General features: G+C 72.2%; 14 protein-coding genes, 1 pseudogene and 1 riboswitch. Of the genes and pseudogenes, 4 read left to right on the top strand and 11 right to left on the bottom strand.

Annotation, left to right across the window (positions count from 1 at the left end; translation table 11 throughout):
* Positions 1–244 (bottom strand): annotated as a pseudogene (locus tag ABT116_RS06475) (hypothetical protein); the annotation flags it as partial.
* Between the two features lie 417 nt (positions 245–661).
* Here ABT116_RS06475 and ABT116_RS06480 point away from each other — a divergent pair.
* Positions 662–1,318: a uridine kinase family protein gene (locus tag ABT116_RS06480; RefSeq protein ID WP_351628679.1), complete on the top strand. Its 657-nt coding sequence runs from the start codon at positions 662–664 to the stop codon at positions 1,316–1,318.
* Positions 1,319–1,749: 431 nt separating this feature from the next.
* Positions 1,750–3,609, top strand: coding sequence for an AAA family ATPase (locus ABT116_RS06485; RefSeq protein ID WP_351628790.1), 1,860 nt, complete (start codon positions 1,750–1,752; stop codon positions 3,607–3,609).
* 147 nt (positions 3,610–3,756) lie between these two features.
* On the opposite strand, the gene ABT116_RS06490 is transcribed toward ABT116_RS06485, so the two are convergent.
* The 9 genes from ABT116_RS06490 to ABT116_RS06530 all read right to left on the bottom strand — a co-directional run bounded on the left by ABT116_RS06490 (position 3,757) and on the right by ABT116_RS06530 (position 11,122).
* On the bottom strand, positions 3,757–4,833 hold the full coding sequence (locus ABT116_RS06490; protein ID WP_351628682.1) for a hemolysin family protein: 1,077 nt from the start codon (positions 4,831–4,833) through the stop codon (positions 3,757–3,759).
* Positions 4,830–6,164, bottom strand: coding sequence for a hemolysin family protein (locus ABT116_RS06495; RefSeq protein WP_351628685.1), 1,335 nt, complete (start codon positions 6,162–6,164; stop codon positions 4,830–4,832). The genes ABT116_RS06490 and ABT116_RS06495 overlap by 4 nt, the downstream gene beginning before the upstream one ends.
* A gap of 247 nt (positions 6,165–6,411) precedes the next feature.
* Positions 6,412–6,867, bottom strand: a complete 456-nt coding sequence (locus tag ABT116_RS06500; protein ID WP_351628688.1) for a PH domain-containing protein — start codon at positions 6,865–6,867, stop codon at positions 6,412–6,414.
* Between the two features lie 14 nt (positions 6,868–6,881).
* Entirely contained in the window at positions 6,882–7,730 is an 849-nt protein-coding gene (gene hisG / locus ABT116_RS06505) for an ATP phosphoribosyltransferase (protein WP_351628691.1), read from the bottom strand.
* Positions 7,731–7,777: 47 nt separating this feature from the next.
* Complete coding sequence (locus ABT116_RS06510) at positions 7,778–8,050, bottom strand: phosphoribosyl-ATP diphosphatase (RefSeq protein WP_019983911.1); 273 nt, start codon at positions 8,048–8,050, stop codon at positions 7,778–7,780.
* A gap of 34 nt (positions 8,051–8,084) precedes the next feature.
* Entirely contained in the window at positions 8,085–8,570 is a 486-nt protein-coding gene (ribH, locus tag ABT116_RS06515) for a 6,7-dimethyl-8-ribityllumazine synthase (RefSeq protein ID WP_030843258.1), read from the bottom strand.
* A gap of 19 nt (positions 8,571–8,589) precedes the next feature.
* Positions 8,590–9,879 carry a bifunctional 3,4-dihydroxy-2-butanone-4-phosphate synthase/GTP cyclohydrolase II gene (locus tag ABT116_RS06520; RefSeq protein WP_351628696.1) on the bottom strand — a complete coding sequence of 430 codons (1,290 nt, stop codon included), beginning with the start codon at positions 9,877–9,879 and terminating at the stop codon, positions 8,590–8,592.
* Entirely contained in the window at positions 9,876–10,517 is a 642-nt protein-coding gene (locus tag ABT116_RS06525) for a nicotinamide mononucleotide transporter family protein (protein ID WP_351628699.1), read from the bottom strand. The genes ABT116_RS06520 and ABT116_RS06525 overlap by 4 nt, the downstream gene beginning before the upstream one ends.
* The gene (locus ABT116_RS06530) at positions 10,514–11,122 is read right to left on the bottom strand and encodes a riboflavin synthase (protein WP_351628701.1); all 609 of its coding nucleotides are present in this window, start codon (positions 11,120–11,122) and stop codon (positions 10,514–10,516) included. Before ABT116_RS06530 ends, ABT116_RS06525 begins: the two co-directional genes overlap by 4 nt.
* Positions 11,123–11,267: 145 nt before the next feature.
* Positions 11,268–11,398, bottom strand: a riboswitch (FMN riboswitch).
* Positions 11,399–11,725: 327 nt separating this feature from the next.
* Here ABT116_RS06530 and ABT116_RS06535 point away from each other — a divergent pair.
* Both ABT116_RS06535 and ABT116_RS06540 read left to right on the top strand, forming a co-directional pair.
* Complete coding sequence (locus ABT116_RS06535) at positions 11,726–12,613, top strand: RNA polymerase sigma-70 factor (protein WP_351628704.1); 888 nt, start codon at positions 11,726–11,728, stop codon at positions 12,611–12,613.
* Positions 12,614–12,715: 102 nt separating this feature from the next.
* Positions 12,716–13,492, top strand: a complete 777-nt coding sequence (locus ABT116_RS06540; protein ID WP_351628706.1) for an SDR family oxidoreductase — start codon at positions 12,716–12,718, stop codon at positions 13,490–13,492.
* A gap of 54 nt (positions 13,493–13,546) precedes the next feature.
* Here the strand turns inward: ABT116_RS06540 and ABT116_RS06545 are convergent, their stop codons facing one another.
* The gene (locus ABT116_RS06545) at positions 13,547–15,127 is read right to left on the bottom strand and encodes an ROK family transcriptional regulator (RefSeq protein ID WP_351628709.1); all 1,581 of its coding nucleotides are present in this window, start codon (positions 15,125–15,127) and stop codon (positions 13,547–13,549) included.
* Positions 15,128–15,198 lie beyond the last annotated feature (71 nt).

Genomic DNA, 15,198 nt, shown 5'->3' on the forward strand with positions numbered 1-15,198 from the left:
GCCTTCCCCAGGTTGATGCCCTGAGCCATGTCCTCAACCAGCACTGTGCGTCCCGGCTCCAGCCGAAGGGCGCGCAGAACCTGTTGTCGACGGTACGGGCCGGGACCGTCCGGGCGGGGTCTGCGGTGTCGGTCGTCATGAGGGCCTCGGGGTCGGCGGCCGCCGGGCCCGCGCCGGCGGCGACGGCGACGCCGACCGCGGCGGCCAGCACGGTTCGGCGGGACGGATGTTCGGCTCTGCGCATGGCGGGGCCCCCGTATGTCGGAGTCGGGCAGGTGCGGAGCAGGTCCGTCGCACGGCGGGTCGTATCCGTGCGTGCGCCACATATGAGCACAGGCGGCCGTGTCCTGCCAGCACTTCGACGCGCGCCGCGCCCACCAATATTGGCGTCGACCAGTGGCGCCCCACGGCAGACATCGTTCGAGCTGCGGCGCCCCCGGCGGACACCGTCGCTCGCGGCACCCGGGGCAGACCCCGTCGGCAGTGGCGTCCGCACCGACACCGTTGGAGCCGCGGCGCCCGGACACCGTCGGCCGGCGGCGCCCCGCGGCAGACCCCGTCGGCAGTGGCGTCCGCACCGACACCGTTGGAGCCACGGCGCCCGGACACCGTCGGCCGGTGGCGCCCCGCGGCAGACCCCGTCGTTAGAGTGCTGAGCGAGATGACTCCGTCCTTCCGCCCCGCACCGGGCCCCGCCGTCCGTGATCTGGCCGCCCGCATCCGCGGCCTCTCCCCCGCCTGCGGCCCGGTCCGGCTCGTGGGGGTCGACGGGCACGCCGGGTCCGGAAAGAGCACGTTCGCCGAACAGCTGGCCGCGGCGCTGGACGGTGCGCCGGTGCTGCGCCTCGACGACGTCGCCAGCCACGACGCGCTGTTCGACTGGACCGGCCGCCTGCTGGACCAGGTGATCGAACCGCTCACCCACGGCAGGACCGCGCACTACGCCCCCTACGACTGGCGAGCCCGCCGCTTCGGCTCCCCGCGCTCGCTGCCGCCCGCGCCGGTGATCCTCGTCGAGGGTGTCGGCGCGGGACGCCGTGCACTGCGCCCGCACCTGGCCCTGCTGCTGTGGATGGAGCTGCCGCGCGAGGAGGCCTGGGCGCGGGGCCGGTCCCGGGACGGGGAGGAGCAGCGGGAGTTCTGGGACGGATGGGTCCCCGCGGAACGCCGCCATTTCGCCGAGGACCCTTCGCGGCCGTTCGCCGACCTTCTGGTACGGCAGCGGGAGACGGGATATGAGGTGCTCGAGGGACCTGCCCGAACCGTTGGACCGGACCATCCCCTCACGCACGGTGACGGACCGCCCGCGGTGTGCTGAACTTGTGAAAGGCCTTGCGGGACAACTTGCCGGAGTGCTTCAACTCGGCTTGACCGCTGGGCCGTACAGGTCTTACGTTCTCAATGTGCGGCATCGGAGCCGCCCACAGACGCGAAGCCCCCGGTTGTTCCCCCGTGATCGGGGGCTTCGTTCTGTCTTCTTCCGGATTTCCGCCCGCCGCGTGACGCCGACCGCTCACCCTGGGTCACCGCGCACGCGTCCGCCGCATCCGCTCCCACCTCGCCGAACGGCCCGTGCGGCACCCTACGGGCGCGCCGCCCCCGCAGGTACGATGCCCTCGTCGCGACCTACGGACGGTTGCTTCACGCACGTGCAACTCCGGTCCGTGGCACAGCGGTTCGAGAGCAGGGCAGCCGGCTGGGGGACGGCTCGTTGGCATACCGACGGGGGCACGGTTCGTGGGGGACGTGATGGACTTCGGCACGCAGGGCCCACAGGCCCCGGCCGACCTCGCCTGGCTGCGAGGCGTGGACGCCTACACCATGGGCGCGTATCCGCAGGCGGAGGAGGAGTTCCGGGCCGCCGTGCGGATGGACTCCGGGATGGCCGACGCCTGGCTCGGGCTGCACGCGCTGCGCGTCGACACGACGACCGCGCTGCTGCGGATGTTCCGGCACCGGGACCGCTTCGGCGAGCAGCGCTCCCGCTACCACCGCACGCTCAACTCCTGGTACTGGCTGGGCTGGTGGGTGCAGCCCGTGCTGGAGAGCCCCCGCGACCTGCTGCTCGCGCACGCCTCCCACTGGCTGGACGGCCGTCACGTCCCCGAGCTGGACCGGGCCCTCGCCGGGCTGCCACCCGTGGACACCGACCACCAGGTCCGCTTCCTGCACTCCTGCCGCGCCTACCTGGTCAAGGACTGGGAACAGCTGGTCCGCCACACCGACCCCCTGCTCGACGATGCGATGCTCGGCATCGAAGCGGGCCTGTTCGGCGGTATGGCCCGGGTGCGCCTGGAGATGTACGGCCAGGCCGAACCCCTGCTGTCCGCCGCGCTGATGCGCTGTCGCAGCGAGCAGCCCCAGCGCAAGGAGCTGCGCTACTGGCTGGCCCGGGCGCACGAGGGCACCGGCCGCAGCGCCGCCGCGCTCCCCCTGTACCGCGCAGTGCACCGCGTCGACCCGGCCTTCATGGACACCTCCGCCCGGCTCGCCGCCATCGCCGAGGGCGACGGGTACGACGAGGCCACGGATCTCGCGGCGATCACGCTCAGCGGAGCGGGCCAGGACGCCGTGGAGGGTCCGGACGGGTTCGATCCGCTCTTCGGCCTGGAGGGGCGCGATCTGCGACTGCCCGACCCCGAGCCGCCGATCGCCCCTCTGCCGCCGGTGACCGGCCCGCCGGTCCGCGAACGGATGGGTCCCGCTCCCTCCCTGCCCGCCGGGCCCACCGACCCGGCGTTACTGGAGGAGGCGCTCGCCGAGCTCGAACGCATGGTGGGCCTGGAGCCGGTGAAGCGCCAGGTCAAGGCGCTGTCGGCGCAGTTGAACATGGCCCGGCTGCGAGCCGGGCAGGGACTCCCGGTCCAGCCGCCGAAACGCCACTTCGTCTTCTCCGGCCCCTCCGGCACCGGCAAGACCACCGTCGCCCGCATCCTCGGCCGCGTCTTCTACGCCCTCGGGCTGCTCGGCGGCGACCATCTCGTGGAGGCGCAGCGGGCCGACCTGGTCGGCGAGTACCTGGGGCAGACGGCCGTGAAGGCCAACGAACTGATCGATTCGGCCCTCGGGGGCGTCCTCTTCGTCGACGAGGCCTATGCGCTGTCCAACTCGGGCTACGGCAAGGGGGACGCGTACGGCGACGAGGCCCTGCAGGTGCTGCTGAAGCGCGCGGAGGACAACCGGGACCACCTGGTGGTGATCCTGGCCGGCTACCCGGAGGGCATGGACCGCCTGCTCGCCGCGAACCCCGGGCTGTCGTCGCGTTTCACGACCCGCGTCGACTTCCCGTCGTACCGGCCGCTCGAACTCACCGAGATCGGCAAGGTGCTGGCGGCCGAGAACGGCGACCTGTGGGACGAGGAGGCCCTGGACGAGCTGCGGTCCATCGCCGGGCACGTCGTGGACCAGGGGTGGATCGACGAGTTGGGCAACGGGCGGTTCCTGCGGACGCTGTACGAGAAGAGCTGCGCCTACCGGGATCTGCGGCTGTCGGTGTACCCCGGGGTGCTGGGCAGGGAGGATCTGGCGACGCTCCGGCTGCCCGATCTGATGCAGGCGTACGGGGAGGTCTTGTCGGGGCGGGCGCCGCAGGATCCGTCGGCTATGTGAGTTCATCGGCCGCGGGCCGGTGGGGGGCTGGTCGCGCAGTTCCCCGCGCCCCTGGGTGGGTGCCGTGAAGGCCAGTGGAGCTGTGCCCACCTGCCTGGGGGCGCGGGGAACTGCGCGACCAGCCCCCACGCGCCCGCAGCCGAACACCTACGAAGCCAACGCCTCCTCGCTGCTCCGAGGCTCGGTGACCCGAACCTCCGGGACCTCCCGGTGCGCGGGGTCCCGTACCTCCCCCACCAGCAGCTCCAGCACGTCCTCCAGCGCGACCAGCCCGAGGACCTTCCCCGACGCGTCGGCCACCTGGGCGAGGTGCGTCGCCGCGCGCCGCATCACCGTCAGGGCGTCGTCGAGCGGCAGCTCGGGCCGCAGGGTCGTCATGGGGCGCCACAGATGTTGGGGCACGGCCCGGTCCGAGTCCTCCGCGTCGAGGACGTCCTTGACGTGCAGGTACCCCATGAACGCGCCGTTGTCCGCGGCGACCGGGAACCGGGAGTAGCCGGTGCGGGCGGTGAGCTCGACGATCCGCCCGGGCGTGACCGACGGGCTGACCGTGACCAGGGACTCCCGCTTGAGCAGGACGTCCGTCACCGGGCGGGAGCCCAGCTCCAGGGCGTCCTCCAGGCTCTCGGCCTCCTCGGGGTCGAGCAGGCCCGCCTGGCCGGCGTCCTCCACCAGCCGGTTGAGCTGCTCACTGGTGAAGACGGCCTCCACCTCGTCCTTTGGTTCGACGTGGAAGAGCCGCAGGATGCCCTGCGAGACCGCGCCGAGGGCGGCGGTGATGGGCTTGCAGAAGCGCGCGAACCAGACCAGGCCGGGGCTGAGCCACAGCGCGACCTTCTCGGGTGCCGCCATCGCCAGGTTCTTCGGGACCATCTCGCCGATGACGAGGTGGAAGAAGACCACGGCGGCGAGGGCGATGACGTAGGTCAGCGGATGGATCATGCCGTGCGGCAGGTGGATCCACTCGAAGACCGGCTCCAGCAGATGCGCGACCGTCGGTTCGGCGACCGCGCCCAGGGTCAGCGAGCAGATCGTGATGCCGAACTGGGCCGCCGCCATCATCTGCGGGAGCCGCTCAAGACCGTAGAGGACCTGCCGGGAGCGGGCGGTGCCGAGCGGCTCGATCTGGCTGCGCCGTACGGAGACCAGCGCGAACTCGGCGCCGACGAAGAAACCGTTGGCGAGCACGAGCAGCGCGGCGAAGAGAAGCTGGAGCACGCTCATCGGACGGCCTCCGCCATGGAGACCACCGGGGCCGTCCGCACGAGCCGGACCCGCTCCGCGCGGTAGTGGCCGACCTGGCGCACCGACAGCCGCCAGCCGGGCAGCTCCGCCTTGTCGCCGACGGCCGGGATACGGCCCAGCAGGTCGGCGATCAGGCCCGCGACGGTCTCGTACGGGCCCTCGGGTACCTCCAGGCCTATGCGCTGCAGGACGTCGACCCGGCAGCTGCCGTCGACGTCCCAGGCGGGCCTGCCGTCCTCGGGCGGCGCGGCGGCCAGCTCGGGCAGGTCGTGCCCGTCGTGCTCGTCGCGGACCTCGCCGACGATCTCCTCGACGATGTCCTCCAGCGTGACGACTCCGGCGGTGCCGCCGTACTCGTCGACGACGACCGCGATGGGCTGCTCGCTGCGCAGGCGGGTGAGGAGCGGCCGTACGGGCAGCGTCTCGGGGACGAGCAGCGCCGGACGGGCGATGCGGCCGACGGGGGTGCGCAGCCGGTCCTGGACGGGCACGGCCAGGGCGTCCTTGAGGTGGGCCATGCCGACGACCTCGTCGATCTTCTCCCGGTAGACCGGGAAGCGGGACAAGCCGGTGGCCCGGGTCAGGTTGACCACGTCCTCGGCGGTGGCCGAGGACTGCAGGGCGCTGACCTTCACACGCGGCGTCATCACGTGCTGCGCGGTCAGCTCGCCCAGCGACAGGGTCCGGACGAACAGGTCGGCCGTGTCCTGCTCCAGGGCGCCGGCCAAGGCGGAGTGGCGGGCCAGGGAGACGAGTTCGCCGGGGGTGCGGGCGGAGGCCAGCTCCTCGGCGGGCTCGATGCCCAGGGCGCGCACGAGCCGGTTCGCGACGGCGTTCAGGCCGGCGATGACCGGGCGGAACAGCCGGGCGAAGACGTGCTGCGGGCCCGCGACGAAGCGCGCGACCTGCAGCGGCCGGGACACGGCCCAGTTCTTGGGCAGGAGCTCGCCGATCACCATCTGCACGGCGGAGGCCAGCAGCATGCCGACCACGACCGTGACACCGGAGACGGCTCCCTCGGGAATGCCGATCGAGGTGAACGGGCCGTGCAGCAGCTCGGCGAGCGCCGGTTCGGCGAGCATGCCGACGACGAGCGAGGTGATGGTGATGCCGAGCTGGGTGCCGGAGAGCTGGAAGGACAGTTCCCTGAGTGATTCGACGACCCGGAGGGCGCGCCGGTCGCCTTCGGCGGCGGCCTTCTCGGCCTCCGGCCGCTCGACCGTCACGAGTCCGAACTCGGCCGCCACGAAGAATCCGTTGGCGAGAATCAGCAGGAACGCGGCTGCCAGGAGCAGCAGGGGGGTGTTCATGATGCCGCCGCCTCCGCACGGTCGCGCACCTCGGATGCGAGGTACGCGCTATGTCGGCAGGGGGCGGCGCAGGTACTGCAGGACGATCCGTCCATCGCCGGAGAGGGTCACTCCTCGGTTAGCAGGAGCCCCTGGCGCACCGGGCGGGGCGGCAGGGGCGGAGGCGCATCCGTTCGCGTCTCCGGAAACAGATTAATCAAGACATGGCCCGATGCGGCAGGGTGACCGCCCTGAGGATCTCTCCGAGTCAGCCCTGACGCCGCTCGGGGTCCGCTGTGGAACGGGCCTCGGCGAGCGCCCGCAGGGCCCGGGCATCGGCGATCGCGCGCTGCCTGGCGAGGCCCGGCTGGATGCCCAGAGCAGGCAGGCTGGTGCCGTCGCTGAGGTTGAGGAACACCCAGGGGTCGCCGGGCCGGAGGGTCACCTGGAGGATCTCCGCCCACTCCAGACGGCGCTTGTTCGTGAGATTGACGACAGTGACGCCCTCCTCGTCGACGACGACCTTGGGTCGCGCCAGCAGGAGCAGCACGGCGTCCAGCAGGAGCGCCGTGAAGACGAAGCTCACGCGCTCGGCGGGGCTGAGCTGCTTCAGCAGCATCGCGACCGCCGTGATCACCACGAAGATGGCGACGGCCGCGGTGAGCAGCACCACGCGGGTGCTGCCCGGCCGGAACGTGACGGGCAGGGTGGGCAGGTCGGACATCTCGCGTACGCCCCTCAGAGACGGCAGGCGTGAATGGCCGTGGTCAGGATGGCCCGGGCGCCGATGTCGTACAGGTCGTCCATGATCCGCTGGGCTTCCTTGGCCGGGACCATCGCGCGGACGGCGACCCAGCCCTCGTTGTGCAGCGGGGAGACGGTCGGGGACTCCAGGCCGGGCGTGAGGGCGACGGCCTTCTCCAGCTGCTCGACGCGGCAGTCGTAGTCCATCATCACGTACGTCCTGGCGACCAGGACGCCCTGGAGGCGGCGCAGGAACTGCTGCACCTTGGGGTCGTCGGGGTCCGCGCCGGTGCGGCGGATCACGACGGCCTCGGACTGCATGATCGGCTCGCCGGCGACCTCCAGGCCCGCGTTGCGCAGCGAGGTGCCGGTCTCGACGACGTCGGCGATGACCTGGGCGACGCCGAGCTGGATGGCGGTCTCGACGGCGCCGTCGAGGTGGACGACGGAGGCGTCGATGCCGTGCTCGGCGAGGTGCGCCGCGACGATGCCCTCGTAGGAGGTCGCGATCGTCTTGCCGGTCAGGTCCGCCAGGCCGCTGATCGTGCCGGGCTTGGTGGCGTAGCGGAAGGTGGAGCGGGCGAAGCCGAGGGCGAGGATCTCCTCGGCTTCGGCGCCGGAGTCGATGAGCAGGTCCCGGCCGGTGAGGCCGATGTCGAGCTGCCCGGAGGCGACGTAGATCGCGATGTCGCGGGGGCGGAGGTAGAAGAACTCGACCTCGTTCACCGGGTCGACGATCCGCAGTTCCTTGGACTCGCGGCGCTGCTGGTAGCCGGCCTCATGCAGCATCTCCGCCGCAGGGCCGGACAGGGAACCCTTGTTGGGGACGGCGATGCGCAGCATGAGGTCGGCTTCCTTTGCGTGGTGTCTGACGGGAACGGGGATGCGGCTCAGAGGTGGGCGTAGACGTCGTCGAGGGAGATGCCGCGGGCGACCATCATCACCTGGACGTGGTACAGCAGCTGCGAGATCTCCTCGGCGGCGGCTTCCTTGCCCTCGTACTCGGCGGCCATCCACACCTCGGCGGCCTCTTCGACGACCTTCTTGCCGATGGCGTGGACGCCCTTGCCGACCAGTTCTGCGGTGCGGGAAGTGGCGGGGTCGCCCTGGGCGGCCTTGTGCTGGAGCTCGGTGAAGAGCTCCTCGAACGTCTTCTTGGACATGGTGACGCTCAGCCTATGCCACATGTGCCTTTCGTCAGTGCCAGGGTTCGGATACTGAGCGGAGGGTGGCCGCGGTCGCCACCGCCGCCGTCACCGCCTCGTGCCCCTTGTCCTCGTTGGAGCCCTCGATTCCGGCACGGTCCAGGGCCTGTTCCTCGGTGTCGCAGGTCAGCACGCCGAAGCCGACGGGGACACCGGTGTCGACGGAGACCTGGGTCAGGCCCTGGGTCACGCCCTGGCACACGTACTCGAAGTGGGGGGTTCCGCCGCGGATGACGACGCCGAGGGCGACGATCGCGTCGTAGCCGCGGCCCGCGAGGACCTTGGCGACGACCGGGAGCTCCCAGCTGCCGGGGACCCTGAGCAGGGTCGGCTCGTCGATGCCCAGGTCGTGCAGGGCGCGCAGGGCGCCGTCGACCAGACCGTTCATCACCTTCTCGTGCCACTGTGCCGCGATGACGGCGACCCGGAGGTCACCCACATTGCGTACGGACAGTTCCGGTGCACCCTTGCCGCTCACGTCTCTCCTCTGTGCTCTCTTACTGGTTGCCGCAGGCCGGCACGGTGGTCGTGTCCAGCCAGGGCAGGTCGTGGCCCATCCGGTCCCGCTTGGTGCGCAGGTAGCGGAGGTTGTGCTCGCCGGCGTTCACGGGCATCGGCACACGGGCCCTGACCGCGATGCCGTGGCGGACGAGCGCGTCGGTCTTGTCGGGGTTGTTGGTCAGCAGCCGGACGCCGCGCACGCCGAGGTCGGCGAGGATCTGCGCGCCGGCCGCGTAGTCGCGGGCGTCGGCGGGCAGGCCGAGTTCGAGGTTGGCGTCGAGGGTGTCGCGGCCGCGTTCCTGGAGTTCGTAGGCGCGCAGCTTGGACATCAGGCCGATGCCGCGGCCCTCGTGTCCGCGCAGGTACACCACGACGCCGCGGCCCTCCTCCTGGATGCGGGCGAGGGAGGCGTCGAGCTGGGGGCCGCAGTCGCAGCGGGCCGAGCCGAAGACGTCGCCGGTGAGGCATTCGGAGTGGACGCGCACGAGGACGTCCTGGCCGTCGCCGATCTCGCCGTGCACCAGGGCGACGTGCTCGACGCCGTCGACGGTGGAGCGGTAGCCGTAGGCCGTGAAGGTGCCGTGGGCGGTGGGCAGCCGGGTGGTGGCCTCCCGGCGGACGGTGGGCTCGCTGCTGCGGCGGTAGGCGATCAGGTCCTCGATGGAGATGATCGTCAGGCCGTGCTTGCGGGCGAAGGGGATCAGCTCGGGCAGGCGCAGCATGGTGCCGTCCTCGCCGGCGATCTCGACGATCGCGCCGGCCGGGCGCAGACCCGCGAGCCGGGCGAGGTCGACGGCGGCCTCGGTGTGGCCGTTGCGGGTGAGGACGCCGCCGGGCCGGGCGCGCAGCGGGAAGATGTGGCCGGGGCGGACGAAGTCGTCGGGCCCGGACACGCCGTCGGCGAGCAGCCGGAGGGTGGTGGCGCGGTCGGAGGCGGAGATGCCGGTGCTCACGCCGTGCGCGGCGGAGGCGTCGACGGAGACCGTGAAGGCGGTCTTCATCGACTCGGTGTTGTCCTCGACCATCTGCGGCAGCCGCAGCCGGTCCAGTTCGTCGCCTTCCATGGGGGCGCAGATCAGGCCGCGGCACTCGCTCATCATGAAGGCGACGATCTCGGGGGTGGCCTTCTCGGCGGCGATGACGAGGTCGCCCTCGTTCTCCCGGTCCTCGTCGTCGACGACCACGACGGGGCGGCCGGCCGCGATGTCGGCGATGGCCTGCTCGACGGGGTCGAGCGCGAAGGTCTCGACATCGTCGGTGCTGTACAGGGCGGTTGTGGCGCTCATGCCGGCGCTCCTTCCAGGGTGGGCCGCGCGGCCTGACGCGAGCGCAGCCACCAGTCGCGCAGGCCCCACAGGACGAGCGCGCCGTAGATGACGTAGACGAAACCGGAGAAGGCGTAGCCGTTGGCGAAGTTCAGGGGGACGCCGACGACGTCGACGAGGAGCCAGGCGAACCAGAACTCGACCATGCCGCGGGCCTGGGCGTACATCGCGACGACGGTGCCGACGAAGATGTAGGCGTCGGGCCAGGGGTCCCAGGACAGGGTCGGGTACGCCTTGAACAGCAGCGCAACGGCGACCGTGCCGGCGGCGGCCGCCGCGGCCATGGCTGCGCGCTCGCGCCAGGTGGCGAACCGTACGGCGATGTGGCCGTCTTCTCCCTGGCCCTTGCCGCGCTGCCACTGCCACCAGCCGTACAGGGCGACGACCATGACGACCGCCTGCTTGCCCGCGCTGCCGGTGAGGTGGCCGTAGAAGGCGCCGAAGAGGATGAGGCCGGCCAGGAACTGCACGGGCCAGGTCCAGATGGAGCGCCGCCAGCCGAGGGCCAGGGCTGCCAGGCCGAAGAGGTTGCCGACCATGTCGGACCAGAGGATGTGCTGGCCGAAGAGGACGAACGCCTCGGAGTTCAGCGTGTTCACCGGCCGGCCCCCTGCGCACGGTCGCCCAGCATCCGCTCGACGTACTTGGCGATGACGTCCACTTCGAGGTTGACCGGGTCGCCGGGCTGCTTGTGGCCGAGCGTGGTCAGGTCGAGGGTGGTGGGGATGAGGCTCACGGTGAAGTGGTCGGGGCCGGCGTCGACGACGGTGAGGCTGATGCCGTCGACCGTGATGGAGCCCTTTTCGACCACGTAGCGGGTGAGGTCCGCGGGGAGGGAGATCTTCACGATCTCCCAGTTCTCCGAGGGCTTGCGCTCCAGGATCTCGCCGGTGCCGTCGACGTGGCCCTGCACGATGTGCCCGCCGAGGCGTTCGCCGACGGCCATGGGGCGTTCGAGGTTGACCCGGGAACCGGCCTTCAGGACACCGAGGCTGGAGCGGTTCAGGGTCTCGGCCATGACGTCGGCCGTGAATTCGTCGCCCTCGTGCTCCACGACCGTGAGGCACACGCCGTTCACGGCGATCGAGTCGCCGTGCTTGGCGCCTTGGGTGACGACCGGTCCGCGCAGGCGGAAGCGACAGGCGTCGTCGAGGGTCTCGACGGCGGTGACCTCGCCCAGCTCTTCGACGATTCCGGTGAACACTTCCCGGGTCCTCCTGCCTCTTCGGGCACGGACTCCGGGGCTGTCGATGACGACAGAAGATACGAGCAGGGACACCGGGGGCGACGCCGGACGGAGTCCGTCACAAGGACGGACTTCTCGGGCGGCGCGCACGAATGCCCGCTCGCCGCGCACTGCCTCCCATCCGGACTTTAACCGTCGGTCCAGGAATTTCACCTGGTCAACCGGCCGCTGGAGGCGACCGGGTCGCGGACTGTAACCGCCGGTTCGGACTTTCACCGACCCCGGAGTGCGCTGCTACTGGTACACGGCCAGTGTGCCACGCCTGATCGACATGCATAGGGGCAGAGTGTGTGGGCTGCCTCACAGACCGTGTCCCGCCCCTTCCTGAGCGCGACCGAGACCCCAACTTCCGCAGGGACGCGACGTCTTGGAAGGCGAACATTGGTACATACCTATTGACGATGTGGTCTAGTCCTTTCTAGGGTCAGGGTCGGCTCACCCCCCACTGACCGGCCCGGCGGCGGTGACGACGGCCCTTGCCCGCCGTCGGGCCTTCCCACCCGGGCCCCCGGCTCGGGGTTCCCGACGCCGGGCGGGCCGCCCTCTGGCAGGGTGAGTCGTATGACCACGACCACCGCCGAGGAGTTCGAAGTCCACCGGCCCAGGCTGTTCTCGCTCGCCTACCGGCTGCTGGGCTCCGCCGAGGAGGCCGAGGATGCGGTCCAGGACGCCTACCTGCGCTACTGCGGCGCCGACCGGGCGGGGATCGAGCACCCGGCGGCCTGGCTGGCCAAGGTCGTCACCAACCTCTGCCTGAACCGGCTCACCTCCGCGCGGGCCCGGCGCGAGCGGTACGTCGGGACCTGGCTGCCCGAGCCCGTGGTCACCTCGGACGGCACGCTCGGACCGCTGGAGTCCGCGGAGCAGCGGGACGCCGTGTCGATGGCGATGCTGGTGCTGCTGGAGCGGCTGACGCCGACCGAGCGGGCCGTGTACGTGCTGCGGGAGGCGTTCGGCTACGGGCACCGGGAGATCGCCGGGGTGCTGGACCTGAGCGAGGCCAACTGCCGTCAGCTGTACCGGCGTGCCGTGCGGCGGGTGGGCGAACCGCAGGCCCGGTTCGAGCCCGTCTCCGAGCGGCAGGAGGAGCTGGTCACGTCGTTCATCACGGCGGCCCGTGACGGGGACCTGGCCGGGCTGGAGAAGTTGCTCGCGGCCGACGCGACCTGGTGGAGCGACGGTGGCGGCAAGGTCACCGCGGCGCGGTGGCCCATCGAGGGCGGGCCCGACATCGCCCGCTTCCTGGCGGGCGGCGGGCCGAAGTTCGCGCGGGGCCTGGACTTCGTGCCGACCGAGGTCAACGGGGGGCTGGGGCTGGCGAGCTGGGCGGGCGACACGCTCGTCGGACTGTCGGTGGTCGAGGTGCGCGACGGGCTGGTCACGGGTGTGCGGGCCGTGGTCAACCCGGAGAAGCTGGCGTTCGCACGGCGTCAGCTCACCCGGCCGTAGGACCGCGGGGCGCGCCTGTCACATTCGGCGGGGGCTGTTCGGTCTCAGTTGGCGAGGGGCGCTCCACCCGGGAGCGCCCGGCGTCCGAAGGGGCTGAACAACATGACCACGATCCTGGTGACCGGCGGCACCGGAACGCTGGGGCGGCTCGTCGCCGAGCGGTTGCGCGCGGGCGGGCACGAGGTGCGGGTGCTCAGCCGGCACAGCGAGCCGTACGCGGTGGATCTGCGGGCGGGCGGAGCCGCGCTGGACGCGGCCGTCGCCGGTGTGGACACGATCGTGCACTGCGCGTCGGCACAGAAGGGGGACGAGCAAGCGGCTCAGAACCTGGTCAGGGCGGCGCGCGGTGCGGGCGTGCGTCATCTTGTCTACATCTCGATCGTGGGTGTCGACGAGGTGCCGTTCCCGTACTACCGGAGCAAGCTCGCGGTGGAGAGGCTGGTCGAGGAGTCGGGGATCGGCTGGACCGTGCTGCGGGCGACGCAGTTCCACGATCTGCTGATCATGATGTTCCAGGGGCTGTCGAAGCTGCCGGTGATGTTCCTGCCGGCGGGCGTGCGGGACCAGCCGGTGGAGGTGGCCGAGGTCGCGGACCGGCTGGTCGAGCTGGCGACGGCCGCGCCGGCGGGGCGGGTCGAGGACATGGGCGGGCCGGAGGTACGGCCGCTGGAGTCCCTCGCCCGTGCGTATCTGAAGGCGTCGGGCCGCCGGCGAGCGGTGGTGAACGTGCCGCTGCGGGGAGCGGCGTACCGGGGCTTCCGCAGCGGGGGCCATCTGGCGCCGCGACGGGCGGTGGGCAAGGGGTCGTTCGAGGAGCACCTGGAAAGGCGGTTCGGAGGCGGCCGGGTCCAGGCGGGGAGCGGGCGGTCCGGAGTCTGAGGGAGGAGGACGGAGGACGAACGGCGGAGGGCGGACGGTACCTGACCTGACGGCCTACCAGCCCGGGGAGGGCTGGGGTGGGGGCTCTCCGGGCGTGAACAGTTCCTCCTGTGCGCGGTCCCGGGCCGTCAGCAGTGCGCCGCGCAGGACCGCGCCCCCGCCGAGGGTCGTCGCCCGTACCTCCGTGGGCAGGGGCGTCATCCGGGCGATGCGGTCGCGCACCCGTGAGGCGAGCTCCTCGCCGCCGGCCTGACCGACCTCACCGCCGAGCACCACGCACCCGGGGTCCAGGATCGCCACGACGGAGGCGACCCCGACGGCGAGACGATCGGCGAGGGCGTCCAGAAAGCGGGCGGCGGGGGCGGGGACCGTGGGCTGGGGCGCCTCGGCTTCGGGGGTGCGGGATTCCGCCCCGGGCACGGGCGCGCCACGGCGGCGGTCGCCCTGCGCTGCGCCTCCCGGCAGCAGCGGCGCCCAACTCCCGGGCGTGGCCCCGGCCCCACCCGGCAACAGCGGCACCGAACCCCCAGGCGCGGACCCGGCCCCACCCGGCAACAGCGGCACCGAACCCCCAGGCGCGGACCCGGCCCCACCCGGCAACAGCGGCACCGAGCTCGCGGGTGTGGGCTCGTCCCCTACCGGCGTCAGCGTGGGACTCCCGGTTCCGCTCGGCCGCATCGCCCCCTCCGCGTCGTTCGCGGTCGGCTCCTCCCCCGGCCCCCCGTCCGCCGCCGCCCGCACCACGGCGACGGCCGCCCGTACCACCCCCACCGCGGACGTCCGCTCCCCCGGCGCCGCCGGCATCCCGCACTCGGCCGCCAGGGACACGACCGCCGCCGAGGAGGCCAGCGAGTGGAAGCCGCCCTCGCAGTCCGTGGCCGACGGCAGCGCGCTCGTGCCCGGGACCGGCAGGAAGCCGATCTCCCCGGTGCCGCCGGAGGCGCCGCGCCGGAGGGCGCCGTCGAGGACCACGGCCGCTCCCGGTGCGTGGCCGAGCCACAGCAGGACGAAGGTGTCCCGATCCCGGGCCGCCCCGTCGCGCTGCTCGGCCAGCGCCGCGAGGTTGGTCTCGTTCTCGACGCTGACGCGGGCCTCGGGCAGCCGCTCCTGAAGGGTGGCGACGAGCCGGCGGTGCCACTCCGGCAGTCCGGTGGAGTCACGGAGTTCGCCGCTGGACGGGTCGATCAGGCCGGGCGCACCGATCCCCACGGTGTGCAAGCGGCCGGCACCGGCCTCCTTCGCCACGCGCTCGACCAGCGTGACCGCCTGCTCCACGGCGGGACCCGTGCCCGTGTCGTCCCCGATGGGCACCGACGCCTCGGCCAGCACGCGCCCCACCAGGTCGGCGACGGCCACGGCGACGCCCTCGGTGCGGACGTCGAGGGCGGCCAGGTGCGCCCGGTCGGCGACGATGCCGTAGACCTTCGCGTTGGGGCCGCGCCGCTGCTCCCCCGCCTCGCCGACCACCGCGATCAGCCCGGCGGCGGTGAGGCGTTCGACGAGGTCGGCGACGGTCGGCCGGGACAGACCGGTCAGCTGTTTCAACTGCCCTGCCGTCAACGGGCCTTCCTGCTGGAGCAGGCGCAGGGCGAGCCGGTCGTTGATGGCCCGGGCGGTGCTCGGGGATGCGGGCATGCGCGGATCCTCCCAGATCGACGGCGCCGTCGACCGTGGTCAGCGGAAAGCCATCTTATTATCAGGCAGGG

The organism is Streptomyces sp. NPDC002130 (assembly GCF_040296465.1).
GTDB lineage: Bacteria > Actinomycetota > Actinomycetes > Streptomycetales > Streptomycetaceae > Streptomyces.